Source organism: Methylobacter sp. Wu1 (genome assembly GCF_036553575.1).
GTDB lineage: Bacteria > Pseudomonadota > Gammaproteobacteria > Methylococcales > Methylomonadaceae > Methylobacter.
This window is the reverse complement of the sequence record NZ_JAZHOC010000064.1, coordinates 15286-40041: the sequence shown is the minus strand read 5'-3', so window position 1 is coordinate 40041 and position 24756 is coordinate 15286. Positions and strand designations below refer to the sequence as shown.

At 56.2% G+C, this 24756-nt stretch carries 25 protein-coding genes; 5 read left to right on the top strand and 20 right to left on the bottom strand.

Annotated features, from left to right (window positions below):
- Nucleotides 1-85: 85 nt before the first annotated feature.
- The 8 genes from V2P20_RS13970 to amrS form a co-directional block, all read right to left on the bottom strand.
- Nucleotides 86-790: a PepSY-associated TM helix domain-containing protein gene (locus V2P20_RS13970; RefSeq protein WP_331819328.1), complete on the bottom strand. Its 705-nt coding sequence runs from the start codon at nucleotides 788-790 to the stop codon at nucleotides 86-88.
- Nucleotides 791-870: 80 nt separating this feature from the next.
- Entirely contained in the window at nucleotides 871-3054 is a 2184-nt protein-coding gene (locus tag V2P20_RS13965; RefSeq protein ID WP_331819326.1) for a TonB-dependent siderophore receptor, read from the bottom strand.
- A 69-nt stretch (nucleotides 3055-3123) separates the two neighbouring features.
- Nucleotides 3124-3552: a biopolymer transporter ExbD gene (locus V2P20_RS13960; protein ID WP_331819324.1), complete on the bottom strand. Its 429-nt coding sequence runs from the start codon at nucleotides 3550-3552 to the stop codon at nucleotides 3124-3126.
- Nucleotides 3552-4283 carry a MotA/TolQ/ExbB proton channel family protein gene (locus V2P20_RS13955; protein WP_331819322.1) on the bottom strand — a complete coding sequence of 244 codons (732 nt, stop codon included), beginning with the start codon at nucleotides 4281-4283 and terminating at the stop codon, nucleotides 3552-3554. Before V2P20_RS13955 ends, V2P20_RS13960 begins: the two co-directional genes overlap by 1 nt.
- Nucleotides 4284-4287: 4 nt before the next feature.
- The gene (locus V2P20_RS13950; protein ID WP_331819320.1) at nucleotides 4288-5115 is read right to left on the bottom strand and encodes an energy transducer TonB; all 828 of its coding nucleotides are present in this window, start codon (nucleotides 5113-5115) and stop codon (nucleotides 4288-4290) included.
- 91 nt (nucleotides 5116-5206) lie between these two features.
- Nucleotides 5207-5401: a hemin uptake protein HemP gene (locus tag V2P20_RS13945; protein WP_331819318.1), complete on the bottom strand. Its 195-nt coding sequence runs from the start codon at nucleotides 5399-5401 to the stop codon at nucleotides 5207-5209.
- 13 nt (nucleotides 5402-5414) lie between these two features.
- Nucleotides 5415-5684, bottom strand: a complete 270-nt coding sequence (locus V2P20_RS13940; protein WP_331819317.1) for a hypothetical protein — start codon at nucleotides 5682-5684, stop codon at nucleotides 5415-5417.
- A 357-nt stretch (nucleotides 5685-6041) separates the two neighbouring features.
- Nucleotides 6042-7145, bottom strand: a complete 1104-nt coding sequence (gene amrS, locus V2P20_RS13935; RefSeq protein WP_331819315.1) for an AmmeMemoRadiSam system radical SAM enzyme — start codon at nucleotides 7143-7145, stop codon at nucleotides 6042-6044.
- Nucleotides 7146-7309: 164 nt separating this feature from the next.
- On the opposite strand from amrS, the gene amrB reads away from it, so the two are divergent.
- Together amrB and amrA are read left to right on the top strand one after the other, a co-directional pair.
- Nucleotides 7310-8089 carry an AmmeMemoRadiSam system protein B gene (gene amrB, locus V2P20_RS13930; RefSeq protein ID WP_331819313.1) on the top strand — a complete coding sequence of 260 codons (780 nt, stop codon included), beginning with the start codon at nucleotides 7310-7312 and terminating at the stop codon, nucleotides 8087-8089.
- Entirely contained in the window at nucleotides 8076-8633 is a 558-nt protein-coding gene (gene amrA, locus V2P20_RS13925) for an AmmeMemoRadiSam system protein A (RefSeq protein ID WP_331819311.1), read from the top strand. Before amrB ends, amrA begins: the two co-directional genes overlap by 14 nt.
- A 1-nt stretch (nucleotide 8634) precedes the next feature.
- Here amrA and V2P20_RS13920 read toward each other — a convergent pair whose 3' ends face one another.
- The 6 genes from V2P20_RS13920 to V2P20_RS13895 all read right to left on the bottom strand — a co-directional run bounded on the left by V2P20_RS13920 (nucleotide 8635) and on the right by V2P20_RS13895 (nucleotide 15923).
- Nucleotides 8635-9549, bottom strand: coding sequence for a DMT family transporter (locus V2P20_RS13920; RefSeq protein WP_331819309.1), 915 nt, complete (start codon nucleotides 9547-9549; stop codon nucleotides 8635-8637).
- Nucleotides 9546-10625, bottom strand: a complete 1080-nt coding sequence (locus V2P20_RS13915) for an aminoglycoside phosphotransferase family protein (protein WP_331819307.1) — start codon at nucleotides 10623-10625, stop codon at nucleotides 9546-9548. Before V2P20_RS13915 ends, V2P20_RS13920 begins: the two co-directional genes overlap by 4 nt.
- 256 nt (nucleotides 10626-10881) lie before the next feature.
- Nucleotides 10882-11310 (bottom strand): hypothetical protein, encoded by a 429-nt coding sequence (locus V2P20_RS13910; protein ID WP_331819305.1) that lies wholly within the window; start codon nucleotides 11308-11310, stop codon nucleotides 10882-10884.
- A 99-nt stretch (nucleotides 11311-11409) separates the two neighbouring features.
- A complete protein-coding gene (locus tag V2P20_RS13905) occupies nucleotides 11410-12654 on the bottom strand; it encodes an HlyD family secretion protein (protein WP_331819303.1) in 1245 nt (414 codons plus the stop codon).
- A gap of 126 nt (nucleotides 12655-12780) precedes the next feature.
- Nucleotides 12781-14331 (bottom strand): efflux transporter outer membrane subunit, encoded by a 1551-nt coding sequence (locus V2P20_RS13900; protein ID WP_331819301.1) that lies wholly within the window; start codon nucleotides 14329-14331, stop codon nucleotides 12781-12783.
- The gene (locus V2P20_RS13895; RefSeq protein ID WP_331819299.1) at nucleotides 14328-15923 is read right to left on the bottom strand and encodes an MFS transporter; all 1596 of its coding nucleotides are present in this window, start codon (nucleotides 15921-15923) and stop codon (nucleotides 14328-14330) included. Before V2P20_RS13895 ends, V2P20_RS13900 begins: the two co-directional genes overlap by 4 nt.
- 252 nt (nucleotides 15924-16175) lie before the next feature.
- On the opposite strand from V2P20_RS13895, the gene V2P20_RS13890 reads away from it, so the two are divergent.
- Nucleotides 16176-17066: a LysR family transcriptional regulator gene (locus V2P20_RS13890; protein ID WP_331819297.1), complete on the top strand. Its 891-nt coding sequence runs from the start codon at nucleotides 16176-16178 to the stop codon at nucleotides 17064-17066.
- 438 nt (nucleotides 17067-17504) lie between these two features.
- On the opposite strand, the gene rdgB is transcribed toward V2P20_RS13890, so the two are convergent.
- The 3 genes from rdgB to V2P20_RS13875 form a co-directional block, all read right to left on the bottom strand.
- A complete protein-coding gene (gene rdgB / locus V2P20_RS13885) occupies nucleotides 17505-18119 on the bottom strand; it encodes an RdgB/HAM1 family non-canonical purine NTP pyrophosphatase (protein ID WP_331819295.1) in 615 nt (204 codons plus the stop codon).
- The gene (gene rph / locus V2P20_RS13880) at nucleotides 18116-18838 is read right to left on the bottom strand and encodes a ribonuclease PH (RefSeq protein ID WP_331819293.1); all 723 of its coding nucleotides are present in this window, start codon (nucleotides 18836-18838) and stop codon (nucleotides 18116-18118) included. The genes rdgB and rph overlap by 4 nt, the downstream gene beginning before the upstream one ends.
- Nucleotides 18839-18920: 82 nt before the next feature.
- Nucleotides 18921-19823 carry a serine/threonine-protein kinase gene (locus V2P20_RS13875; RefSeq protein ID WP_331819291.1) on the bottom strand — a complete coding sequence of 301 codons (903 nt, stop codon included), beginning with the start codon at nucleotides 19821-19823 and terminating at the stop codon, nucleotides 18921-18923.
- A gap of 45 nt (nucleotides 19824-19868) precedes the next feature.
- Between V2P20_RS13875 and V2P20_RS13870 the strand changes: the two genes are divergently transcribed.
- The gene (locus V2P20_RS13870) at nucleotides 19869-20735 is read left to right on the top strand and encodes a YicC/YloC family endoribonuclease (protein WP_331819289.1); all 867 of its coding nucleotides are present in this window, start codon (nucleotides 19869-19871) and stop codon (nucleotides 20733-20735) included.
- Between the two features lie 52 nt (nucleotides 20736-20787).
- Nucleotides 20788-21405, top strand: coding sequence for a guanylate kinase (gmk, locus tag V2P20_RS13865; RefSeq protein WP_331819287.1), 618 nt, complete (start codon nucleotides 20788-20790; stop codon nucleotides 21403-21405).
- A gap of 255 nt (nucleotides 21406-21660) precedes the next feature.
- On the opposite strand, the gene V2P20_RS13860 is transcribed toward gmk, so the two are convergent.
- Genes V2P20_RS13860 through V2P20_RS13850 form a run of 3 tightly spaced genes read right to left on the bottom strand, consistent with a single transcriptional unit; the run spans nucleotide 21661 to nucleotide 24754 of the window.
- On the bottom strand, nucleotides 21661-23322 hold the full coding sequence (locus tag V2P20_RS13860; RefSeq protein WP_331819285.1) for a type I restriction-modification system subunit M: 1662 nt from the start codon (nucleotides 23320-23322) through the stop codon (nucleotides 21661-21663).
- The gene (locus tag V2P20_RS13855) at nucleotides 23319-23684 is read right to left on the bottom strand and encodes a DUF1016 N-terminal domain-containing protein (RefSeq protein ID WP_331819283.1); all 366 of its coding nucleotides are present in this window, start codon (nucleotides 23682-23684) and stop codon (nucleotides 23319-23321) included. Before V2P20_RS13855 ends, V2P20_RS13860 begins: the two co-directional genes overlap by 4 nt.
- 2 nt (nucleotides 23685-23686) lie before the next feature.
- Nucleotides 23687-24754 carry an AAA family ATPase gene (locus tag V2P20_RS13850; RefSeq protein WP_331819281.1) on the bottom strand — a complete coding sequence of 356 codons (1068 nt, stop codon included), beginning with the start codon at nucleotides 24752-24754 and terminating at the stop codon, nucleotides 23687-23689.
- Nucleotides 24755-24756 lie beyond the last annotated feature (2 nt).

Genomic DNA, 24756 nt, shown 5'->3' with positions numbered 1-24756 from the left:
TAAGGAATGTATTTGTGGGGGCGACTTCATTCGCCCTGGGCGACGCCAACAGTAGGCGCTCCAGGCGAAGTCGCCCCCGCACAAGCTAAAGCGCCTGCCAGGCAAACCCTATGGCCAGGCTCAGGGAGCCCAACGCCAGCCCGGCGGCGGCAAGCCGGCGGCCGTGCAGTCGGGTCCATAGCAGCGTGCCGGTTAGGCTCAGGACGATGAGCCCGCCGGCCAGGGTGTCGGCCAGCAAGACCCAGCCGACGCCCATGCCGGCGCCTTTGTGCAGATTGCTCAGCATCGCCGGCAAATTGGCCTCGCCTTGCTTGACGCTGACGAAGGCATTGCCCTCCCAGTACTCAACCTGTAGGGAGCGCTGCGGGCTGCGCACGGCAATCTGCCAGCTCGGCGGCTGCCGTACTTCATTGCCGTTCCAAATGACGGTCTTGCCGGGCTCGCGGCGTATCCGGGCGTGCCCGGTGTCGATATCCAAAGTCTGCCCCAGCCAGATCGCCATGGCCTTGGGATCGGCGGGCCTTGGCGCGGGCAGCGGAAGCTGGATTTCTTTTTGCGCCATCTTGCCGAGGGGGATCTTCATTATCTCGCGGTGATTCATCAGAATGCCGGTCAATCCGAATAACAAGCCCAACGCCGCGCCCCACAGGCCGATCCAGGCATGCATGCGGCGCAGCCATTTCAGGAAGGCCCCGCGCGACAGACGCCGCGGCAAAAAAAGATAGCCGCCGCTGGGTTTATGATTTCTGACCGCGGCGGGCGGCGGCAGGGTATCGGATGAGGCATGCATGTTTTTCTTCACCTTAAGTTGAGTTGTTTAATGGATATTTCTCCCACGGGGGCTCAAAAATTACATCGGGATGTTTTTCCTTAGTATTTGAGCCGCACCGACAACTGTCCCGAGACCGGCACGCCGGGCAGGGCCGAGCGCGTCTGGCCGGATTCGTAGTACACCGTGTCGGTCAAGTTGAACACATTCAGCTGCACGTCGTAATGCTTCTGATGGTAGGCCAGCACGGCGTCGAGTCGCGCGTAGCCGGGCAGTTCGACTTCGTTGACGGTGTCGGTGTAGCGCTTTGTGGCGTAAAACACGCCGCCGCCGATTTCCCAGTTGTCGGTCAGATGGTAGCTGGTCCAGGCGACGCCGCTGTGCGCGGGCACGTTGACTGGCGTCATGCCCTGCAGCGACTTGGTCAGGCCGCTGACCGTGCCGACGGCGGTGCTGTTGGATTTCGTCACCTCGGAGTCGAGATAGGCGTAAGTCAAGGACACGTCCCAGCGCGGCAGGATTTCCCCGGCCAGACCCAGCTCGAAGCCGTCGGTGCGCTGCTCGCCGGCCAGCACGGTCAGGTTGGGATCGTCAGGCGCGGCCGTGCGCGCGTTGGACTTTTCCAGCCGGAACAGCGCGGCGGTCGCAGACAGGCGGCCATCGAACAGGTCGAACTTGCCGCCGATCTCGAAATTGCGGTTTTTCTCGGGCGGCAGGTTGGCCGTCGCGGCGCTGAGGCTGTAGGCTTCGGCCGACGGGTTGAAGGACGTGCCGTAGCTGAAGTAATAGGACTGGTTGTCGGTCGGCTGCCAGACGATGCCGCCGCGCGGGCTCCACTGGCGGTCGGTGCGGCTGAGGTCGTTGGCGTCGTTGAGCAGGTCGTCCTGTTCCGCCTCGAACACATCGTAGCGCGCGCCGGCCAGCAATTTCCATTGCGGCGACAGTTCGAACTGGTCCAGTACGTAGCCTGCGTAAGTCTGGGTTTGCGTGATGCGGTCGGTGGCGAGCGTGCCGCTGAAATCATTGGCCCGCCCCGAGCCCACCGTCGGTCTCAGCACCGGGTTGAAGAGGGAGACGGGGGCCACTCCGCTCGAGTTTTTCGATTTGAAGTCATAATCCTCCCAGCCGAATTCGGCGCCGAACATCAGCGTGTTGTTGAAGCCGAACAGCGGTTTTTTGTAGACGAAGTCGGTCTGGTTGTAGATGTTTTCCTGCGTGTTCCGGCGCAGCGCCTGGGTGCGCGCGACCGTGGAGTCCAGGCCATTGTCGGTGACTGCGCCGAACAGGTGCGTGCGGTACTGGCGCTCATAGCCGCCGTAGCGCACGGTGTTTTTCACCGAGAAATCCGAGTTGAAGCGGTGCGTCAGCGCGACCGTGCCGACGTTGACGTCGGTTTTCTGCAGGCGGTCGTCCTTGAAGCCGTAGAAGGTCTCGATGGGCGTGCCGGCCGGTTTGCCCTGGTAAATCGGCACGCCGTAGTCGAACACGCTGTCCTCTTCCTGATGCAGCAGGTTCAGGGACAGATCGGTGTCCGGCGTGAGCTTGGCCATGAACGACGGCGCAATGCCCCAGCGGTCGGTGTAGTTGTAGTCGCGGAAGGAGCCCGCGTCCTGGTAGAGCACGTTGAGCCGGGCCGAGAGGTTCTTATAGGCGGTTTCGGCATCGAGCGTGGAGCGCTTGAAGTCGTACAGGCCGTAAGTGAACTCGCCTGTGGCATGGGTGCCGCCGGTCGGCTTCTTGGTTACCTGGTTGATTACGCCGCCGGTGGCGCCGCGCCCGAACAGGATGGAGGACGCGCCTTTCAGCACTTCGGCCCGGTCGATGAAGAACGTGTCGCGCGCATACTGGCCGTTTTCCTTGACGCCGTCGAGGTAGGTGTCGGAACTGGCCGAGAAGCCGCGCAGGGTGATCGAGTCGCCGGTGCGCCCGCCCTCGCCGGCAGCGATGGTCAGGCCGCTGACATTCTTGAGCGCGTCGCGCAGATTGAAGGCGTTCTGCGACTCGATCAGTTCCTTCTTGACCACGCTGACCGATTGCGGGATGTCGCGAATCGCCATCTCGGTCTTGCTGCCCGTGGTCGAGGTGTCGGCCTTGTAGCCGTCGTCTTGTTGATCGCGGGCCGCCTTGACCTTGACGGCCGGCAACGTGATTTCCTTGTCCGCGCCGGCGCGCGTTTCAACGGCCGGCTCGGCGGCCACCGCCATGCCGTTCAGCGCCGCCCCCAGCGGCAATAGCGCGCCCAGGCGCCATTTGGCGCCGGGCGTTGTCGTTTTTTTTAAGGACATGATTTCCCCTTTATTTTTATTTGATAGTGTCTGGCTGCCTGGCGGGGAAAGCTGGGTGGCTGTGGTTCATTAATGTGTATGGGATGGCTCGGGCTCGGAGACGAAACCGATGCGCGTGACGCCGGCCTTGGCCGCGTCGGCCAGGGCCTCGGCGACGAAGCGGTACGGTACGGCCTGGTCGGCGCGTACGTGCAGTTCCGGTTGCGGCGACTGTTGCGCGAGCTGCGCCAGCCGTTCGTTGAGCTGTTCGCGCGAGACGGCCGCTTCATCCCAGAATAACTGCCCGTCGCCGTTGATGGATAGCGCGACATGTTTCGTTTCCGACACCTGCGGTTCACTGGACGCTTTCGGCAGGTCGATTTTGACGGCATGCGTCATCAAGGGCGCCGTGATCATGAAGATGATCAGCAGCACCAGCATCACGTCGATCAGCGGCACCATGTTGATTTCCGAGACCGGATGCTGGCTTTTGTTTTGGTCGAAGCTGCCGAAGGCCATCACGCACCCCCTAAAACGACGGCCGCTTTGGGGCTGGCGTCTGGCTGCACGGCGATGGGCGCGCCGGTGGTCAGGAAAGCGAACAGGTCATGCGCGTAGGCGTCGAGGCGCGCCAGCACCAGGCGGTTGGCGCGCGCGCAGGCGTTGTAGGCCAGCACGGCCGGAATCGCCACGGCCAGGCCCAGGCCGGTCATGATCAGCGCCTCGCCCACCGGCCCGGCAATCTGGTCGAGCGTGGCGGCTCCGCCCTGCCCGATGCCGAGCAGGGCGTGGTAGACGCCCCAGACCGTGCCGAACAGGCCGACGAACGGCGCGGTGCTGGCGATCGAGGCCAGCGCCGTCAGGCCCCATTCCAGGCGCGCGGTTTCCTCGTCGATCGCGCGGCGCATCGAGCGGGTCAGGAACTCCGAAGCGGAGCCGGCCTCGTGCAGACGATGCGCGCCATGCGCGGCGTGATGCCGCGCCGCGGTTATGGCGTGCCAGGTCAAATAGGCGAACGGCTCGTTCGGCGCGTGCCGGTTCAGATATCGGGCGACCTCGTCCAGCGAGGCGGCATCCCAGAACGTTTTCAGAAATTGCGCCGAGCGCCGGCGCATCATGGCGCCCTGCCAGGCTTTGATGATAATGAAATACCAGCTGGCGATCGACATCGCGGCCAGCAAGGCAAAAAGCGTTTGCCCGACGCCATCGCTCTGGGCCAGGAAATGAGTGAGGTTGTCTTTGAAATCCATGCGTTTATCCTTCAAGAGAAAATGAAATGGGAACGACGACCCAGGCCGGCACAATCTGGCTGCCGCGGCGCGCGGGCACGAAGCGCCAGTGCTTGACCGTTTCCAGCGCCGCCTGGTCCAGGCGGCTGAAGCCGCTGGTTTTCTGCACGGCCAGTTGGGCGACCGAGCCGTCGGTGTTGATCATGGCGCGCAGCAGCACTTTGCCCTGTTCGCCCAGCCGGCGCGAGATCCGGGGATAGGCCGGAGGCGGATTGTCGAGGTAATCGGCGTTCAGGTGCGGCTGGATTAACGGCGCCGCTTCCGTCGGCGCACTCTTGGCGGGCGCCGAGCTGGCTGCAGGCGGCGTTTTCGGAGCTTCCACCGTTGGCGTTTTGGGCGTTTCCGCCGTTTTCGCAACGGTTATTTCCGAGGCGCTGTCGGGTGCGGAAATCAGCGGTTTCGGTTTGGCCGGGGTTGGTTTGCGCGGTTTTGCCTTGGGCTTGGCGGCCGGCTTTGGCTTTTTTTGCGGTTTCGGCGGTTCGGGTTTCGGGGGCTCGGCGCGGGGCTTTGGCGATGCAATCCAGGCGATCTGAATGGGTGTTGGCGGCGTGACAGGCGCCGGCTTTTCGAACGCCGGCGCCGCCGCAAGCCAGATCAGGTGAAACGCGAACGCGGCGCCAAGGCCGATCGCGCCTTCGCTCCGGCGGCATGCCGGCAGTTCCGGCAGTCGTTGGCTGAATGGATTATTGAGCGGCATGGGCTCATTGCCGGCACGCAACTGGGCGCAAGCCGATATCTCTGCCCTGGCCGGAGATTCCGGGAAATGGATGATTTTTTTAGCCTGTGCCGACATAGCGTGCCTCGCGATTGGTAAAAAGGCTGGCTGGCTTCCTGGCCCGGCAGGGCTGGATGGCTGGCTATGCCGCTGGTTGGAGCGGGTATGGTTATTTCGTCAAAATCAGTTTGCCGTTGCTGGTGATGCGCAGGCGGTATTCGTCGTCGTGGTGATCGATGACGATTTCGTTTTGTGCGCCGAACAGTTCGTTGCTGCTGACCCGGCGCCGCGCCGGAACTGTTTCCTGTTCCACGATCTCGACGCTTTGACGATGGAGGTTGCGGTTATTATTTTTATCTTTCATAAAACCCAGGTTATTAATGATAAACCGGCCGGGGTTCGCGTCTGGCGCCTTGCTCCAGTAGATGCGCGGCGACTTTTTGCCAATGTTCCAGCAGTTGCTGATACAGCTCGCGGCTGGCCGCGGCCAGATCCGGATGCGCCAGCAAAAGGCCCAGCTGATGCACGATCGAATGAGCCAGTTTCGGGCAGTGGCGGCCGTTGATGAACTGCGTCATCGACAAACAGGTGGTTGCGTGCAACTGCGATATTTCGGTGCGCGCGGGAGTAGATAATTGTTCAGGCATAAAACTCCTCGGTTTGTAGTCGATTGAAAAAAGGGTTTAACGCGCTGTTGTGCAAGCAGGCGCGTTAAACGAAAAGCAGCGAGAGGTCAAATTGTCGCCTTGTTTAAATGATAATGATTATCATTTGACATGACAAGCTTTTTTATTGCCTGATTGGTTAGGGATAGGGTGAGAAATAACTTCCCTGAATTTTCAGGTATGTGGGGGCGACTTTACTTGTGCCCTTTGGTAGTCTCGCCCAGGGCGACTGAAGTCTCCCCACATGAACCAGAGATCTGCTGATGTTGCGCATTGTGGATTGCGGCGGATTCGATTGAGATATGGCTGCTTGAAGCCAAGCGAGTTCGAGCCTGTTCGTCATAGGCCATGGCCCGCGCGGGGCATGGCGACGGCCCGGCGCTTGCCGCCCCAGCCGCCGGGGGTTTCGCTGAAGACGCCGGCGCAGCGCTCGCCGCAGAAACGGCAATTGCCCGATGCGTCCAGGTTCCATTCGTCAAGGTCGTACCAGTCGCGGCCTATCAGCAGCGATCCGCAATTGTGGCAATAGGTGCTGCTGGCCGATTTATCGTGCACATTGCCGACATAGGCGTAACGCACGCCGTTCTTTAGCGCGGTGTTGCGCGCCAGCAGCAATGATGATAATGGCGTATGGGGCTTGTCGCGCATCTTCCAGTCAGGATGGAAGGCCGAGAAATGCATCGGCACATCCGGCCCCAGGTTTTCGACGACCCATTGCGCCATCTCTTCCAGCTCGGCTTCCGAGTCATTCTCGCCCGGGATGATCAATGTCGTCAGTTCCAGCCAGACCGAGGTTTCGTGCTTGATGTATTTGAGCGTCTCCAGCACCGGCTCCAGATGGCCGCCGGTAATCTGATGGTAAAAATGCTCCGTAAACGCTTTCAGGTCGATGTTGGCGGCATCCATCCATTGATAAAATTCGGCACGGGGCTGTGCGCAGACATAGCCGGACGACACCGCCACCGATTTTATGCCCAGAGCGCGGCAGGCCTGAGCGGTATCTATCGCATACTCGTGAAAGATTATCGGATCATTGTAGGTGTAAGCGACGCTGGTACAGCCATGCTCGAGCGCCGCCTGCGCAATCGCATCCGGCGAGGCCTGGCTCATCAGCGTATCCAGTTCGCGCGATTTGCTGATGTCCCAATTCTGGCAGAACTTGCAGGCCAGATTGCAGCCGGCCGTACCGAAAGACAGGATCGGCGTACCGGGCAGGAAGTGATTCAGCGGTTTTTTTTCAATCGGATCGATGGCAAAACCGCTGGAGCGGCCGTAGCTGGTCATGACAATTTCATCGTTCAGATTTTGTCTGATAAAGCAGAGGCCGCGCTGCCCCTCATGCAGCTTGCAGAATCGCGGGCAAATATCGCATTGGACACGGCCATCTTTCAGGCGGTGCCAATGCCGCGTTTTCACCGTATCAGGCGTAATGAAGACAGTCATGAATAGTCTCCTGGAACCATGTAATAAATCGTATGGTCACATTTTGGTAAAAATTGGTTACTAACATTTACGCCAGTTGTATTGATTAATTTTCAGCGCAATAGCTCTGTTTCAACAGTTTTCACGCTAACTCATTCTTCTCCCGGAAAATAACAGGATATCTCATGAATAGGCAACCTGCTGTGGCGGGTACTTTTTACCCAGCCAATCCGCAACAACTTCGCCAAATGCTAGATCGATACTTAAATGAGGCTAAATCCGACGCGAAAGTTCCTAAAGCCATCATCGCGCCGCATGCCGGCTATATCTATTCGGGACCCGTCGCGGCCACCGCTTATGCGCGCTTGAAAAATGCGCGCCATCAGATCCAGAAGGTCGTGCTGATCGGCCCCTCCCATCGTGTTGCCTTTCGAGGACTGGCCGTGAGCCGGGCGCAAACGTTCTCCACGCCGTTGGGCGATATCGCTGTTGACGAGGAGGCGGTGCAGGCGCTGGTCAAGCTGCCTTTTGTCGAATACATTGAACAGGCGCATACCTATGAACACAGTCTGGAGGTGCATCTGCCTTTTCTGCAGGAGATGCTCGACGACTTCAAACTGATCCCCATTGTGGCTGGCGACGCTACGCCGGAACAGGTCAGCCAGGTTATACAGATGTTGTGGGGAGGCAGCGAAACGCTGATTGTGGTCAGCTCGGACCTGAGCCATTTCCATGATTACACGACCGCTCAACAGTTGGACAAATCGACCAGCGAGGCCATAGAGCATCTGCAATATGAGCATCTCGTTTCTGGATCTGCTTGCGGCAAAGTGCCGGTCAGCGGGCTGCTGAAGCTGGCGCGGGATAATTCACTCTCAATTAAAACCATTGATTTGCGCAACTCCGGCGATACCGCAGGCGATAAAGACAGAGTTGTAGGTTATGGAGCTTATGTCATTGAATAAAGAACACCACCGCTGGCTGATGGGGCTGGCAATCAATTCCATTCAACATGGCTTGAAAACAGGCAAGCCGTTGATCATCGATTTAAACGAATACCCGGCCGAACTGGCAGAACAGCGCGCCACGTTTGTGACACTGCACAGGCAGCATCTGTTGCGCGGCTGCATCGGCACGCTGGACGCGGTCAGGCCGCTGGCGGTCGATATCGCTGAAAACGCCTTTTCGGCAGCCTTTCGCGACCCCCGGTTTCCGCCGCTGGAGGCCCATGAATTGAGCGATCTGGACATCCATCTTTCCCTTCTGACGCCGGCCGAGCCGATGTCGTTCACTTCGGAGCAGGATCTGCTGGAGCAGCTTCAGGCAGGGGCGGACGGGCTGATCCTGATGGAAGGCCTCCGGCGCGGCACATTCCTGCCCTCGGTATGGGAATCACTGCCGGAACCTAAACAGTTTCTGCGGCATCTGAAACAGAAAGCCGGATTCGCGCCCGACTATTGGTCCGATACGCTCAAAGTGTACCGCTACCGCACCGAAATGATTGCCTGAGTCAGGATTTGGCGCGGCTGATCACAAACACGCCAGCCAGCACGAAAACCGTGCCGGACAGCTGCATGATCGTGATGGGTTCGCCTAAGAATAAGAATGCCAGCACCAGTGTCGCGATCGGGCCGATCATGCTGATAATGGACGCCGAGCCGGCGCCGACTCGCCTGATGCCGGCATTCATGAAAAACGACGGCAATACGGTGGAGAAGACCGCCATCAACAAGGCCTGTTTGTAAACTTCGGCAGGAAAGCCGGTCAGTGCCAGGCCATGACCGACTGAAAAATGCACGATGGTAGCGATGCTGGCGATCGTCATCGTGTAAGCCGTGAAGCGCGCGGAGCCTATGCGCCGGCCCATGACGCCGCTGCCCATGGTGAAACAGGCAAAGACCACGGCGCCGGCCAGTACCAGCGACGATCCCAGCCAGATGCCCTCTGATTCCGTAGACAATTGTTCGATAAAAACCATGATCATGCCGGCATAACTTAAAGCCAGGGCGACCATTTCGCGCAATGAAATACCTTTTTTGTGCATCAGCGCCGAAAACAGCACGACGAAGGTCGGATACAAAAACAGGATGATCCGCTCCAGGCCGGCCGAAATGTACAGCAGGCCGATGAAATCCAGGTAGCTGGCGATGTAATAACCCATCAGCCCCAGTACGGCAATCACGGCCCACTGCTTTTTGGTGAGCGCCTCGGCCGGCGATTTCCTGTTATGCCAGAGCACGACCGCCAGAAAGAACGGCAGCGAAAACAACATGCGCAAAGTCATCAGGCTGATTGCATCAATTTGCCCGCCGGCCGCGTAAGCCAGTTTGATAAAAATGGCCTTGGCGGAAAAGCCCAGGGCGCCGAGCAGCACCAGGCCGCAGCCGATAAGCAGGTTGCGCTGCCCGGGCGAGGCGGCGCTCATGATCGCGCTCCCATCGTCTGTTTTTTCAGGCGCGCTATCAGCTGCCTGATAACCGGTTCCTGCTGCACGATGCTCTCGCAGAGCTGGAATTGTTCGACCGCACGCCGAAGATTTTGCCCGGGCTCCGTCACTTTGAAATAGCGGTCGCCTTCCAGATGATCGGTAAAAAACCGGAGGCCCAGTTCAAAAGGAATCAGCCGTATGGCCGGGTACAGATAATCGTAATCGGACTCGGAAAAGAACGCGCCGGCCTCGGCCAGATAGCTTTCCAGAATGACGGCGCAGCAATCCGCATCGAACCCGACCGGGTCCGTCGTCTGGCAGCAGGAGCGCAGGCAGTCGCCGATGTCGTAATGCACCAGCCCAGGCTTGACGGTATCCAGGTCGATCAGGCTGACTATCTTTTTGCTGTCCTTGTCGAACAGGAAATTATTGAGCTTGGGATCGCCGTGTATCACGCGCAGGGGCAGCAAACCCTGTTGTTTTGCCGTTTCCAGATCGCCGGCAATATGCCGGAGCCGGCCGATGAAATCGGCGCAATAGCGGCTTTCGGGTTCTGAAAGCTGTGCAGTCGCCAAAACCTGGTCATAGCGGCTCAGGTAGCCCGGCGTAATGTGAAAACCGGGCAGGGTATCGTGCAGAATGCCGGGGTCAAGATCGCTGAGCAGGCGATGGAAATGGCCCAGCGCAAAGCCTGCCTGCGCCGCATCATGTGTACTGCCGATGACTTCCAGGCTTTCCGTATTATCGATAAGGCTCAGCGCCCGCCAGTAATCACCGTTTTTTTCGTAGCAATAGCCATCTTCGGCCGTCGATAAAATGTCCGGGATCTGCAATTTGACTGAGTCCGGCTTTTTCTGCAGGAGATGTTCGTTTAATGCGTGCAGGTTCTCGATAATTTGCGCCGGCTGCGGGAAAACCGCCGTGTTGATGCGCTGCAGGACGAACGGCGATGAATCCGTCGTGACCAGAAACGTGTCATTGATCAGGCCATTGCCCAGCGGTTGTATGGCTATGACGGCTTGGCTTTTGGTGAATTGGCGGGCAACAGGAAACAGCGACTCTAAGTCTGGCATGGCGTTTTTCTAAATCCGATGAAGCGGCTCACGGCCAGCTTTTTCAAGTCAGCCATGATCAAGTTTTTATTATGGCTATTATAAGCGGCTTTTTTCAAAATATAGATAACTGTCCTCGCCAAGGATGTGGCGGAAGTCATTTTCTGCGCTTCAGCTCTCAGGGGCGGAACTGCCGATTAGCCGACGGCCGGTTCTTCCGGTATTAGATGGCTAAGTATTACAAAACGCAGCGGTTCGTCAGCTTTATGCATCGCAATCACATCAAGATCCAGAAGGCCATGCAGGTGACGCCCGCCGAAAAACCCATCAGCCATTTGGTTTTTCCGATTGCCGGTAAAGTCTGCCAGTAAGCTGAAATTTCTTTCTTCAGCAGTAGCCAGCTGATCGCAAGACTCTCGCTGCATTCGCGGAACCAGCGATGCAGCATCTGCGACAGCTTGTACAGTTTGTACAATCCATAGCAGGCGATGGAGAACATTATATAAAACACAATGACTTGCGTCTTATGACGGTCCGTATGGAAAGTATGCTCGACGATCAGGTCAAGCGTCTGTTCAAACAATTCGAACGAAACATGCATCAACTCGAGCAATAAGTGGAGCGCCGCATCGGATAGTGCAATGACGGTAATGACGAGCGCCAGGATTAAGCTGAAGGCGACTTTTCGATTAATGGATAAAATCATGTGTAACTCTCCAAGTGGCCGGCCTATTAGGCAACCCCCGCCTCTCCAATGCCGGTGGTGCCAGGGCTCGCGCCAGCAAGCATAAAATCAGTATCGTCGCTAAAGGCCGGCATCTTTAACGGCTGCCGGCTTAAGGGATCCGCAATTCGGCTCTAGTAGCGGGTCGTTTTCTTGAATCAGATTCTCCCGGATAATTTCCTGGGCCTTGGATTCCGCCTTGATAAGCTCATCGATAAAGATGTCAGTCGCATACTCCTGAGTAGAAACCGTCGCCAGCGAAGCGCCCAGAGGCTGCTTCGAATCCTGGACGTGGATCGCGGTCTTGGTGGAAAGTCCGGGGCGAATGGGGTTTTTCAGCACCTCGTCCTTCCGCAGTCCGATACGCACGGGAACGCGTTCCACGATATGAATAAAATTTCCGGCCGCGTTTTCCGGCGGCAGCAAGGCAAAAACGCTGCCCGTGCCCGGCACCAACCCTTCCACCGTGCCATGATAGATGCGGCTCTCGCCGTAAAGATCGACGGTAATCTCCGCCGATTGGCCGGGCCGCACCCGCCCCACCTCGGTCTCCCGCAGGTTCGCTTCTATCCACAGATGCTCCAGGGGCACGAGCGTCATCAGCTGATCGCCGGGCTGAACCCGGTTCCCGACTTGTACCTTGCGCATGGACACATAGCCTGAAATGGGTGCATGGATGCGTTGCCGCGAGTATTCAAGATAGGCGGCGATGAATCTATGCTTGGCCGCTTCCACGTCCGGATGCAGTATCCGGCTGGTGCCGCCGACTTTCGCGTCCACTGATTCGAGCTCCGCCTCGGCCTCCCGCATATCGGCTTCGAGGGCCGTCATCTGATCCTCGGCATTTTGCAAGGCCTGCTCGGATACCGAGCCGTTCGGCAACGCCTGCCGCAAGCGGATGACATCGTGGCGCACCCGCGCCAGCCGGGCCGAGCGGGCAGTCAGTTTCTGGCACATTTGCCGGCGCGTGGCGAAAACGGCGCCGATTTCGCGCACGATCTGTCCCAGCTCGCCCCGGCTCCGGCCCAAAGCGGTCTGTGCGCGATGCTCATCAAGGCGGACCAGCAGATCGCCCTTGTTCACGTACTGGCTCTCCTCGACCAATATCTGCGTGACGATGCCCGTTGCGTCCGCTTCCACCGGAATAAGGTTGCCAGTGACAAACGCATTACGGCTGACCACCCAGAACCGGCAGTAATGCCACCAATAGCCGGCATAAGCCATGGCCCCCACGGCCAAAACGAGCGCAACCGATAACAGATAGCGATTGCGGCGGGTACGGATGATATTGGGATGAATGCGAATAATCTTGGAATGAATGCTCATAAATTTTTATATCGGCAATGCCAAATTCTATTTTCGAAAACAGGTACATATATTTTTCAGCTATCGCTCGGGCTTGTGCCGGATAAGCTCGAGGCTGTTTGCGTTTCCGCCCGCTCCGGGCTTCCGTTAAAGCCGCCATGGCAACCACCAGCGCCACGTTTGTTCCGGCGGGCGCGGACTGATCTTGAAATCGTTCACGTACCCGCCGCCCAGCGCTTCCGCCAAATCCACCATGGCGATCCGCTGTTCCGCTTCCAGGTCCTTCAAGACATATTGCTGATCCAGCACGGCCGTCTCGCGCTCCAGCAACGCCCGGCGGTCATCCAGGCCGCTGTGAAAACGCTCCTGGACGAGGTCCAGTTTTTCGCTCTGGGCGGATAGCAAGCGGCCTTGCGCGACGAGCATGGCGCGTGTCTCCCGCCAGCGGCTCAGGCTGTCGGCGACCTCCTGCACGGCATGCAGCAACGTATCATTGTAAAGTTCCACCGCGCTATCGTATTCCGCCCGCTGCGCCGATAATTCCCCTCGCAGGCGCCCGCCTTCGAACCAGGGGAGCCGCAGCCCCGGCGCGACGCCGTAGGAGAAGCTGGAGCCGGAAAACAGCAGATTGGCCAGGGAACTCGCCCCCTTCGTCAGCCTGAGAGCATTGACGCCGACGAAGGCGGTCAGATCGATGGTGGGCAGAAAACTGGCCTTGTTGACCTTGATCCGTTGCGCGGCTGCCTCGGCCCGGTGCAGCGCGGCGGCAAGATCCGGGCGCTGGCTGAGCAGCTCCAGCGGCAGTTGCGCCGGCAAGCGCATGCCTTCCGGGCTGATCGCCGCGTCAGTGAACAGGCGTTGTGTCGAATCGGGTCCGCTGCCAATCAGCCGGGCCAACAAATTCCGCTGCAGATCCAACAGGTCCCTTATGCCCGCTTCGCGCTTGTTCAGTTGTTCCAATTCAATGGCCGATTGCTGCACCGGATCGGCGGAATCCAGGCCCAGCCGCAGCCGGGTTTCATCCATATCGAGCAGGTCGCGCCGCAACTCGATCATGTCATGCAACAGGTCGAGTTGGTGCCGCAGCGCCAGTCCATGCATATAGGCCCGCGCAATCGAGGTAGTCAACTGAAGCAGGACTTCGGCATGCTCCGCTTCCTCGGCCGACTCCTCGCCCAGCGCCGCTTCCAGCGCGGCCCGGTTTTTCCCCCAGAAATCGAATTCATAGCGTAAGCTCAAAGGCGTAATCCTGCCGAAGACGATGTTCGCGCCCGCCGCCTCTTCGCGGTTGAGCACGGCAAAAACGCCATTCTCTGAAATGCGCTCGTTCGCCAATTCCACCTCGGCATCCAGGAACGGCAGCAGTCTTGCGCCCTCCACGCGCGTCATGGCATGCGCCTGACGCAGCCGCGCGGCCGCCACCTTAAGGCTGATATTCTTTTCCAGGGCGGTAGCCATGAGGCCGTTGAGTTCCGGGCTGCCGAATTCCCACCACCAGCGCTCAGGCGGCCAACGCGCCTCGGGAGCAAGCGGCTCGCCATGAGCCGCATGGGATAGCGCGTGTTCCAGCGACGGCGGCTTCAGGAACTCGGCAGGCTTATCGCCTTCAGGTATCCAGGCACAACCGGCCATCAAAAGCGCAAGCCCGGCGGAGAGTCCCCACCTAGGCGATTGCTTTGCGACGGACCGGCGGCTCATGGCTCCTCCATGAGCGTTTCCGCCCGGATATCGCCCAGTTCCTGCTGCAAAGTCGGATGCAGCGGCTGATAGGTGGGATAGGCCAGCCATACCAGGCCGGCCAAGCCGATAAACAGGTAGCTGGTCAGCAAAAAGGCATCGTTTAACGCCAGCAGGGTGGCATGCCGCCGGATGACGTTGAGGAGTTTGCCCTTGACCATGACGGTATCGAGGCCGGAAGCCTGCAGGTTCGAAGCGAACCCTTCCAGCACATCAATGGAAGCGAACCGCCGCCCCCCGAATTGTTCCGAGAAATGAAGCTGATGAAAGGGGATGCGCCGAAACAGCACGACGCCCTGCCAGGTGATGCCGATTGCGCCGGCGACAATCCGCAGAAGCCCCGCCTCTTCGGCCGCGCGCATCTCCCGGTCGCCATGCAGTCCGTGCAGAGTCAGCCTGGTCAGCGGGGTGAAGAACGAGCCCAGAAAAAAGCCGAGCAGCAGCATGGGCCAAAAAATCTGATCGAATGAGCCGGGGTCGTCGAACAGGCCCAGCCAATAAAAGGTAAAGGAAAAACCGAGGAGATTGAGGCATGCCAGCAGGCGGGCGTCCAGCCTGTCGGGCAGCTTGTGCATTGCCAGGGTCACCGGCACCGCCAGCAGGATCATGGGCAGGTAGACCATGCCGGCCAGAAACGAGGAATACCCCAGCAATACTTGAAGCTGAACGATGAACACGGAAAGCAGCCCCTGGATTGAAAGAAATCCCACGGCGAGGCAAATCGCGCCGATCGTAAAGTTACGGTGCGTGAAAAGGCGCAGGTCGAATACCGGATAGGGTTCATCGAATTCCCAGATGATGAAGCAGGGCAACGCCACGGCCAGGACGAGCAGCATGCTGCACAGAAAAGGCGAATCCAGCCAGTCAAAATCGTTGCCCTGATTCAAAAAGGTCTGCACGCTGCCGAGAATCAAGGCCATGAGCACAAAACCGATATCGTCGAAGCGGGTAAAGTTGCGCTCGAATCCCCTTCCGGCAAGTAATGAGCCGCTGATGCCGGCGATGGCCAGGGCGAAGACGATATTCAGGTAGAACAGATAACGCCAGCCCAGTTCGTCCGCGATCATGCCGCCTATGGGAAAGCTGATGGTAAAAGGCATCAGCGTGACCAGGCCCCATACTCCCAAGCCCAACAGTTTCAGATGATCGGGGTATTCCTTCAACAGCAGGGACTGCCCGACATAGAGCGTAATCCCGCCCGAGAATCCGAGCAGGATGCGCGCCGGCACGAACAGCCATAAGCTCTGGCTGATGGCGCACAGATAGGAGGCCAGGGCATACACGACAAATGCCGCGCTGAACAGGCGATAATCGCCGAACAGGCCCGACAGGCATCGCGCGCCGGGAAAGGCCAGCGCCAGGGCAATGATGAAATAGGTCTGGCCCCAGGTGGCAAAACTCGGCAACACCCCGCCCAGATCGCCGGCGACATGGGGCAGCAGTGCGATATAGCAGCCGACATTGAACAGCACGATCATGTGCCCCAGGCCCAGCACGACATTAAACAGGATGAAGCGCCAGCCGCGCAGGCGTTCGGCGTAGATGAGAGTCATGGGTTTAACCTGCCGGTTGTTGAAGGTATGTACCAGCCGGACGCCTTTCGCGCGCAATCCGCGAGGATTCGGCGCTTGACGCTGCCCGGCCGCATTGGCATAAATTCATCGAGCGCCGGCAGCCTTTTTTTCAGTAGGACTGTGTGTTTGGTTTCCAGGCTGGCCAGCGCTGAAGACGGGAAGGCGAATGATCGATTCATGTTCATACGAATACTATAAAAATTTCTTTTTATATAAGACAAACGATTTTTATTGGACATTAATATCGATATATCCGATATTAAGCAGATGGACATAGAACAGATCAGAACCTTTTTAAGCGTCGTCGCCAACGGCAGCTTTCTGGAAGCGGCCAACCGGCTGTACGTCACCCAATCGACCGTGAGTACGCGCATACAGCGGCTGGAGTCTTATCTCGGCGTCACCCTGTTCGTGCGCAATCGCTCCGGCGCCGCACTGACGCCTCCGGGGCAGCGCTTTTTGCGCCATGCCAAATCCCTGCTGCTGACGCTGGAACAGGCGCGGCATGATATCGGGTTGCCCAGCCGCTTTCGCGCCAGCATTACCGTGGGTACGCGGATCGCCTTATGGGAAGAACTGCTGCCCCGATGGGTCGGGGACATGCGCAGGCAGGCGCCGGACATATCCATCCGCAGCCAGATCGGTTTTGAAGAAGACTTGATGCGGGCACTCATCGAAGGCCGGATGGATGTCGCCATCATGTACACGCCGCACCACAGCCCCGGCCTTCAGATCGAACACCTGTTCGATGAAACGCTGGCGCTGCTGACCACCGACCCCGACAGGCCCTGGCCGAATGACGACTACATTTACGTGGATTGGGGACCGGCCTTTTACGCACTGCACAATAGCCATTATCCCGACCTGGAAAGCCCGTCTCAAATGGTGAATATCGGCTGGCTGGGGGTGCAGTTGATCATCAGCAACGGCGGCTCCTGTTTTCTGCCCGTTCGCATGGCCGAGCCTTTGATCCAGGCCAAAAAATTGTTTCATGTCCCTGGCAGTCCGCGCTTCAGGCTGCCGACTTATATGGTTTTTCCACGCGACAGCGCTTCCCTTGTGCTGCAGCAAGTGCTGGATAGCTTGCGTTTGTTGGCCAAGCAACAAATGGCCAGGAGTTGAGTCACTCGGCAGTCGTTCATTCAGACACAAAGAGCGCCTGCTGTTGGCAGGCGAAGCCGCCGTGGGGTTATCGATTGAAGCATGGCTTGCTGAATGACTGTCCGGTCCGATAACCCGGACATGCTTCCCTAACCATGCAGCTTGGATAAAGCGTGAAATAACTGATGTTACGCATCAGTTGAATTGAAACGGGTTTAGAAAGTGAACTGTAGGGGCGAATTCATTCGCCCAAGGCGACTGCCAACAGTAGGCGCTTTAGGCGAAGTCGCCCCACAGGGTTACATAAGGATAAGGTGAGAAATAACTTCCCTGAACTTTGACGGGCAACAGGTGCAGGGGCGACTTTACTTGTGCCCTTTGGGTAGCCGCCCAGGGCGAATACCCGCAAGGAGCACAAGTAAAGTCGCCCCTACATGATTTCATCGACGAATCGGAAAGTTATTTTTTAACCGAACCCTTGGTAAGGCCTGCTATCAAATCCTTCAGCGCCTTGCCTCTGTGGCTCAGCGAATTCTTGACGCTCGGCGCCAGTTCGGCCGATGCGCAGTCCTGCTCCGGCACCCAGAACACCGGATCATAGCCGAAGCCGTTTTCACCGACGGCATGCGTCAAAATACGGCCTTCCCAGATGCCTTGGGCGATGATCGGGCAGGGATCATCGGCATGCGCCATGAACACCATGACGCAGATAAAGCGCGCGCTGCGCTGCTGATCGGGCACGTCCTGCAATTCGCGCAGCAGTTTTTCGATGTTGTCCTGATCGCTGGCGCCGATGCCTGCATATCGGGCCGAGAAAACGCCGGGCGCACCGTCGAGAGCATCGACGACCAGGCCGGAATCGTCGGCAATGGCCGGCAGCTGGCTCTGGCGCGCCGCATTTCGGGCTTTCAGGATCGCATTTTCCACAAAGGTGAGGCCGGTTTCTTCGCATTCGACAACATTGAACGCGGATTGCGGCACGATCGTGTAGCCGGCAAGCAGGGCCTGGATTTCCCGGATCTTGCCGGCATTGCTACTGGCGAGCACGATTTGTCGTGATGGGTTCACGCTCATATAAAGTCTTCTATTGCTTCGCGCTGTTTTTTTATCAGCTGCCTGATGCCGTAACCGGCCAGTTCCAGCATCGCGTCCAGTTCGTCCTTTCTGAAGGCATGGCCCTCGGCCGTCCCCTGCACTTCGATAAAAGCGGCGGCGTCATTCATGACGACATTCATATCGGTCTCGGCGTTGCTGTCCTCGGCATAATCCAGATCCAGCACCGGCACGCCATTGTAGATGCCGACAGAGACGGAAGCGACCTGCCCGTGCAGCGGATTAACTTTTATTTGCCTGCGTTTGAGCATTTTCTGCACGGCCAGCGACAAGGCGACGAAGCCGCCCGTGATCGATGCCGTGCGCGTGCCGCCGTCCGCCTGCAGCACATCGCAGTCTATCGTGATGGTGTTTTCGCCCAGGGCTCTCAAATCCACTGCCGCGCGCAGTGAGCGGCCGATCAGGCGCTGGATTTCCAGCGTGCGGCCGCCTTGCCTGCCGCTGCTGGCTTCCCGCCCGATACGGCTGTGCGTCGAGCGCGGCAGCATGCCGTATTCCGCGGTCACCCAGCCTTCGCCCTTGCCTTTCAGAAAACGCGGCACATGGTTTTCGACACTGGCCGTGCACAGCACGCGCGTGTCGCCAAATTCAACCAGAACAGATCCTTCCGCATGTTTTGTAAAGCCGCAGGTGAATTTTATGTCTCGCAGTTGATCCGGGTTACGTCCGCTAGGTCTCATTATCTGTTCCACTAAAATAAAACCGCACAGTATACCCGAATGCGGGTCGTACGGGGCCAATTTATAGGCATGAAGCGCGCGTTCATTTTCCCGCGGCAAGCGCCTGCTGCAGCTGGGCAACCGAATGCGGGCGCTTTTCCGGCCGCACTTCCATGGCCCAGTCTATTGCTTTCAACAGCGGTTCCGGAAATTTGTTTTTAAAGGCTTTAACAGCGGGCACGAGGGCATCCTGATGCACTCTCTCCGTTGCGGGAATCAATGGCTTATATTCAAGACAGGCGCGCATGCTGGCGCCCACGGCATAAATATCCGTCCAGGGGCCTAAGGGCGCGCTCAGGTCATGCTGTTCTATGGGAGAGAAACCTTTAGTCAGCACCTTGCCTTGCTTGCTCAATCGTTTGAGCGGATAACTCTGGATGGCGCCGAAATCGAGCAGCAATGCATCATTGCCGGGGCGCACAAGAATATTGGCAGGCTTGATGTCCAGGTGAAGCAAATGATGCTCATGCATGTGGTTGATGCCGTTCAGCAGTGAAGTGAATAAAGCCAGCAGGAATTTTTCGGTAACAGGCTGGGCTTTATGTTTCAGGAACTTATTGAGCGTCAGGCCATAGTCATAAGTCATGACCATGTAAACCGTGGCGTTGGCTTCAAAAAAATTGATGACCTCAACGATATTGGGATGCTTCAGCTTCGCCAGAACCTTGGCTTCTTCAAAGAACAAGGCTCGGCCGCGCCGGAACAGGGGCTGGTCTTCTTCATTGTTGGCGACGACCATGTTGTTCCAGGTTCTATGCGCCAGCTTGCGCGGCAGATATTCCTTGATCGCCACCTGAACCTGATCGCTGATTTGCCTGGCCAGGTAGACCGAGCTGAATCCGCCGTGCGCCAATTCCCGCTCGATTATATACTGGTCTATAATAGTGCCGGTTTGAAGATAGTTCCACTGCTTCGGATAGGTGTCGGGGTCGTAGTATTCGGCCATTGCAAAAATTCTATCGGGCTAAGACCCTGCAAGTATAGGTGAAAAATGATTAGAAGTATGACCGCTTTTGCCGGTAATGAAGCAGAAATCGGCAACCTGACCCTCAGCTGTGAATTGCGCACGGTCAATCACCGCTACTGCGATATCACATTCAAATTGCCGGATCGCTTGCGCTTTATCGAGTCCGATCTGCGCGCCCTCATCGCGGCCAAAATTAAACGCGGCAAGGTGGAATGTATCATAAATTGCAAAAAACAGGCTAAAGAGGGTCAAACTCTCATGATTAACCGCGATGCTGTCGCGGCATTGCTGGCGGCCGCCAATGAAATCGAACAGCAGATGATGGCCCCGCTGTCATTCTCGGCACTGGACGTGCTGGCTTTTCCCGGCGTACAGCAAGAGTCCGACAATGACAGGGAGCAGCTTAAGCTGGGCGTATCGTCGCTGGTCGATCAGACACTGAACCAATTGCTGGAAGTCAGGGAGCGGGAAGGCGCCCAGCTCGGCGAACTGATCGCGGAGCGCTGCCTGAAAATGCAGGAATTTGTCGTTGCGGCCGGCAAACGCCTGCCGGAAGTTCTGGCTCAGCTTCGTAACAAGTTGAAAGACCGGATCGCTGAACTGGTCGCCGAGCCCGACTTCGATCGCCTGGAACAGGAACTGGTGTTTCTGGCGCAAAAACTGGATATCTCCGAAGAACTGGACCGGCTGGAAACCCATATTGCCGAAGTGCTGAGGGTGCTCAAGCAAAAAGAGCCCGTCGGCAGGCGACTGGACTTTCTGATGCAGGAATTAAACCGCGAGGCCAATACCCTGGGGTCCAAATCGGCCGACAAGGAAATGACGCAGATCGCCATCGAGTTGAAAGTGCTGATTGAGCAGATGCGCGAGCAGATACAGAATGTTGAATAAAACGCCCTGAGTTTTTCGCATCAGTCCAATATTTCTATTAATAAAAAATACCATGAATCACGGAAAACTTTACATTATTTCCGCACCGTCCGGAGCCGGCAAAACCAGCCTGGTCAGGCAACTGATCGCCGAACTCGACAGTCTGACCGTATCGACCTCTCACACGACGCGCCCTATGCGCCCCGGCGAGGAACATGGCCGGGATTACTACTTTGTTCCGGTGGCGGATTTTCAGGCCATGCTGGAGCGGCAGGCATTTCTTGAGCATGCCCAGGTGTTTGATAATTTCTACGGCACCGCGCGGCAAACCGTGGAGGAAAACCTGAGCCTGGGCCTGGATGTGATTCTGGAAATCGACTGGCAGGGCGCCCAGCAGATAAAAAAACTGCTGCCGGACAGCCTGTCCATTTTCATTCTGCCGCCTTCAACCGATATCCTGCAGCAGCGCCTTCGAAGCCGCGGCCAGGACGATGAGCAGATCATCGCGCGCCGCATGCGCGATGCCGTTGCCGAAATAAGCCATTATGATGAGTTTGATTATCTGGTCGTCAATGATGTATTTGAGCAGGCGCTGGCGGAATTAAAAAGCATCCTGATCGCCAACCGGTTGACCAGGCAACGGCAACAGCATCATCTGGAGCCGTTGTTAAAAGCGCTGCTCTCCCAATAAAGCCGGGAGCCGGAATAAGGCTCAGTCAAGTTTTCTGTGAAAGCTTTTTTTGCCGCTGAATAATAGATGTGAAATATTTTCAATCACTTCCAGATGATGTCACTTTGCGAGATTCACGGTTTTCAGTGTATGGCGACTGAAAAACCGAAAGCTGTCGTTCAACGCAAAAACTCACCGTAGCGCCCTTTTATACAGCGCCTGCGTTTCTTGACCTATTGCTTGCGGTGAAAATAGAGCCGCTTCCACTGTATAGGCTCAAGGCAAAGGTGCCAACCCCAGCTCCATGAGAAATTGGTTATGCCTGTTAGTGCTTTTGACAATGTTTTCCTCTAATTTCACCAACTCGTCATTGACCGCCTGCAAGTTAATTTGGGTTTCTGCTTTGGCGGTACTGACATAACGCGAGATATTCAGGTTGAAATCGTTTTTCTCAATTTCTTCCATTGAAACGCGACGGGAATAGCGCTCTTCTTCCTTGCGGAATTGGTAAGTATCTACAATTTTGTCGATATGCTCAGGCAGCAGGCGGTTTTGGCGTTTGCCTTTTTCAAAGTGTTCGCTGGCGTTGACAAACAGCACGTCGTCCGGCTTTTTGCATTTTTTCAACACCAGAACACACACAGGAATACCGGTCGAGAAAAACAGGTTGGCGGGCAGGCCAATCACGGTATCGATATGGCCGTCTTTTAATAGCTTGGTACGAATACGTTCCTCGGCACCGCCCCGGAACAAAACCCCATGCGGCAGAATGATGGCCATGGTGCCTTGATCGCTTAAAAAGTGGAAACCGTGCAGCAGGAAGGCAAAGTCGGCAGCGGATTTTGGGGCAAGGCCATAGCTTTTAAAACGGAAGTCTTCGCTTAAGGTTTCGGTCGGCTCCCAGCGGTAGCTAAACGGCGGGTTGGCGACCACGGCATCGCACTCCAGCTTTTTGGCGGGATTCATTTCGTTCAGAATAGCCCAATCGTTCAGCAAGGAATCGCCGTGGTGGATTTCGAATTCGGAATCTTTCACGCCGTGCAGCAGCATGTTCATGCGCGCCAGGTTGTAGGTGGTGATGTTTTTTTCCTGGCCGTAGATTTTGCCAATGCCATGCGGGCCAAGCTGCTTGCGCACATTCAACAACAGCGAGCCGGAGCCGCAGGCAAAATCCAGCACCTTATCGAGTTTTTTCTTTTTGCCGGTGGCCGGTTCCTGGCTATCAAGGGTGACGATTTCGGAAAGAATGGTGGAAATCTGCTGCGGCGTATAAAACTCGCCGGCTTTTTTGCCCGAGCCTGCGGCAAACTGGCCGATCAGGTATTCATAGGCATCGCCCAGAATATCGCTGTTGGTAGAAAACTTGGCGATGCCTTCAGCGATTTTGCTGATGATGGTACACAGCTTGGCGTTGCGGTCGGCATATTTTTTACCGAGCTTTTCGGAGTTGAGGTTAATTTCCGAGAACAGGCCCTGAAAGGTGCTCTCAAAGCTTTGATTTTCAATGTATTTGAAGCCGCTTTCCAAGGTGTGCAGCAATTCGTCGTTTTGAGTTCTAGCCAGTTCGGCAATGCTGCCCCACAGATATTGCGGCTCAATCACATAATGCACTTTGCGGCGCATTTGTTTTTCAAATTCCGCCACATCGTTTCTGTTTTCTTCATACCAAATTTGAAGTGGCGACATCGCGCCAATTGTTTTCATAACATCCGGGTATACATCTGGGTAATCTGATCCCAGCTCTTTTTTTACAGCGGCTTCATAGTTATCGGACAGATAACGCAAAAACAGAAACGACAGCATATAGTCGCGAAAATCGTCCGCATTCATCGCGCCGCGCAGCTGGTCGGCGATACCCCAGAGTGTGCTGCCCAGTCTATTGAGTTCTTGTTCGGTCATGGTTTTTTCTTGTTCGGAATCGGGTGATAATGTGCTCATCTCAATTCGGAACGCACTGCGTTCCATTTTGTCCAGCTCAATTCGTGGCGCAGTGCGTCACAATTTGAAAACGCTTGATAAAACAGGCGCATATAACGCAGGTTAGAAGCATCGAAGCCCTTGTCAAACTCATGAGGCAGCGATTCCGCCAAACGGCTTAACAACTGCTTGCCATAGGCGGCACGGTTGTGTCCGCCTTGCTCAAATTCCACAATGTGCCTGCCGATACGCCAATAGGTTCGTACCTGCACCACATCCACGCTACGCAGTGCCTGCTGGCGGGCTTGGCTAATCAAGCCGCGCAAGGCCGCTAATAATTCAGGCGGGGCGCTGCCGGTGGTTTTAGGCGATTTTTCGGTCATATTTAACCTGCATGTAATACGAATTGATATTTTTCAATGAGCTTTCTAAAAATATCTCTGAAGATTTCTTCTACACTTGGAGCCATTAATTCGGATTGAAAATAATAAGCATCCTTGTGAGAGAGTGAATTAATGATGTTCACTGCATTCTCAACATCTTCAACACCGATTTGTGTCAAGGTGTAGCCAATATTTCCCTTGCCTAAAAACGAGCCAATGTTTTCAAGTGCCTGTCGTAGCAGTGCAAAGTGATAGGAGTAAAGCTGTTCGTGACTTGCATTTTCTAAAGTTTGCAGCAAGTGCAAGTGATATAGGAATACGTTGTTATTGGGGGTAACGAGTACCAGTTCGTTGTCTCGATTGCTCAAAATAAACAACCTAGTTAAGTTTCTATATCGACTACTTTTCTCACCTTTTTTCAGTCGATCTGCCAATATGGAAAACAGGCCAATGTGATGTGTGGTAATAATAATTCTTTTCTTTAGATATTGGCTTTCGATCAACTGAAATATAGTATCGGCGGTCACAAATATATTATGGTCATCCAGGCTAGATACCGGGTCATCAATGAAAAAATGCGCGTCTTGCTGGTCTGCCCATCCTTCAACATCAAAGAGCGCCAGAAAAAAACTCCAGACAAAAATACGTTCTTCCCCTCTAGAGATTTTTATTGACGTATTTTCGTCACTCTCAATGAAAAATGACACCGACTCAATGCCCCTTTCGGCATCTTCGTGCGGATTGAAATAGAAGTTATATTTTGGATTATAAGGTGCAAGCTTTTCTCGAATAGCCTCTTCATTCAATAGGCTATGAAACTGGTTTAAGCTGCTATATCTAACGGTTAGATTAATATTACTGCCACCGTTCTCGTCGTCATTATCCCAAACAAAAAGGTCTTCACTGAAAGCATTGTAATAAACCCCTTCATGTTTGCCGCTTTCAGGATCTTTGGTTGCGTCTTTATATGCTACTGATAGCCTTGTTTTGCCTGTGGCATTAAAGGCGTAAATAAGAACAATGTTTTCATTTAGTTCTTTAAGTTGGTTTGCGATATCTGCCAAATTCATAT

What these genes read in the sequence shown, in the direction of transcription:
- V2P20_RS13860 (WP_331819285.1), bottom strand. Translation starts at nt 23,322, where the DNA reads ATGAGCACATTATCACCCGATTCCGAACAAGAAAAAACCATGACCGAA.
- V2P20_RS13950 (WP_331819320.1), bottom strand. Translation starts at nt 5,115, where the DNA reads ATGTCGGCACAGGCTAAAAAAATCATCCATTTCCCGGAATCTCCGGCC.
- V2P20_RS13895 (WP_331819299.1), bottom strand. Translation starts at nt 15,923, where the DNA reads ATGACTCTCATCTACGCCGAACGCCTGCGCGGCTGGCGCTTCATCCTG.
- V2P20_RS13915 (WP_331819307.1), bottom strand. Translation starts at nt 10,625, where the DNA reads ATGCCAGACTTAGAGTCGCTGTTTCCTGTTGCCCGCCAATTCACCAAA.
- V2P20_RS13905 (WP_331819303.1), bottom strand. Translation starts at nt 12,654, where the DNA reads ATGAGCATTCATTCCAAGATTATTCGCATTCATCCCAATATCATCCGT.
- V2P20_RS13945 (WP_331819318.1), bottom strand. Translation starts at nt 5,401, where the DNA reads ATGAAAGATAAAAATAATAACCGCAACCTCCATCGTCAAAGCGTCGAG.
- V2P20_RS13970 (WP_331819328.1), bottom strand. Translation starts at nt 790, where the DNA reads ATGCATGCCTCATCCGATACCCTGCCGCCGCCCGCCGCGGTCAGAAAT.
- V2P20_RS13875 (WP_331819291.1), bottom strand. Translation starts at nt 19,823, where the DNA reads ATGGCCGAATACTACGACCCCGACACCTATCCGAAGCAGTGGAACTAT.
- amrS (WP_331819315.1), bottom strand. Translation starts at nt 7,145, where the DNA reads ATGACTGTCTTCATTACGCCTGATACGGTGAAAACGCGGCATTGGCAC.
- V2P20_RS13910 (WP_331819305.1), bottom strand. Translation starts at nt 11,310, where the DNA reads ATGATTTTATCCATTAATCGAAAAGTCGCCTTCAGCTTAATCCTGGCG.
- rdgB (WP_331819295.1), bottom strand. Translation starts at nt 18,119, where the DNA reads ATGAGCGTGAACCCATCACGACAAATCGTGCTCGCCAGTAGCAATGCC.
- V2P20_RS13855 (WP_331819283.1), bottom strand. Translation starts at nt 23,684, where the DNA reads ATGACCGAAAAATCGCCTAAAACCACCGGCAGCGCCCCGCCTGAATTA.
- gmk (WP_331819287.1), top strand. Translation starts at nt 20,788, where the DNA reads ATGAATCACGGAAAACTTTACATTATTTCCGCACCGTCCGGAGCCGGC.
- V2P20_RS13900 (WP_331819301.1), bottom strand. Translation starts at nt 14,331, where the DNA reads ATGAGCCGCCGGTCCGTCGCAAAGCAATCGCCTAGGTGGGGACTCTCC.
- V2P20_RS13965 (WP_331819326.1), bottom strand. Translation starts at nt 3,054, where the DNA reads ATGTCCTTAAAAAAAACGACAACGCCCGGCGCCAAATGGCGCCTGGGC.
- V2P20_RS13920 (WP_331819309.1), bottom strand. Translation starts at nt 9,549, where the DNA reads ATGAGCGCCGCCTCGCCCGGGCAGCGCAACCTGCTTATCGGCTGCGGC.
- rph (WP_331819293.1), bottom strand. Translation starts at nt 18,838, where the DNA reads ATGAGACCTAGCGGACGTAACCCGGATCAACTGCGAGACATAAAATTC.
- amrA (WP_331819311.1), top strand. Translation starts at nt 8,076, where the DNA reads ATGTCATTGAATAAAGAACACCACCGCTGGCTGATGGGGCTGGCAATC.
- V2P20_RS13955 (WP_331819322.1), bottom strand. Translation starts at nt 4,283, where the DNA reads ATGGATTTCAAAGACAACCTCACTCATTTCCTGGCCCAGAGCGATGGC.
- V2P20_RS13960 (WP_331819324.1), bottom strand. Translation starts at nt 3,552, where the DNA reads ATGGCCTTCGGCAGCTTCGACCAAAACAAAAGCCAGCATCCGGTCTCG.
- V2P20_RS13870 (WP_331819289.1), top strand. Translation starts at nt 19,869, where the DNA reads ATGATTAGAAGTATGACCGCTTTTGCCGGTAATGAAGCAGAAATCGGC.
- V2P20_RS13940 (WP_331819317.1), bottom strand. Translation starts at nt 5,684, where the DNA reads ATGCCTGAACAATTATCTACTCCCGCGCGCACCGAAATATCGCAGTTG.
- amrB (WP_331819313.1), top strand. Translation starts at nt 7,310, where the DNA reads ATGAATAGGCAACCTGCTGTGGCGGGTACTTTTTACCCAGCCAATCCG.
- V2P20_RS13850 (WP_331819281.1), bottom strand. Translation starts at nt 24,754, where the DNA reads ATGAATTTGGCAGATATCGCAAACCAACTTAAAGAACTAAATGAAAAC.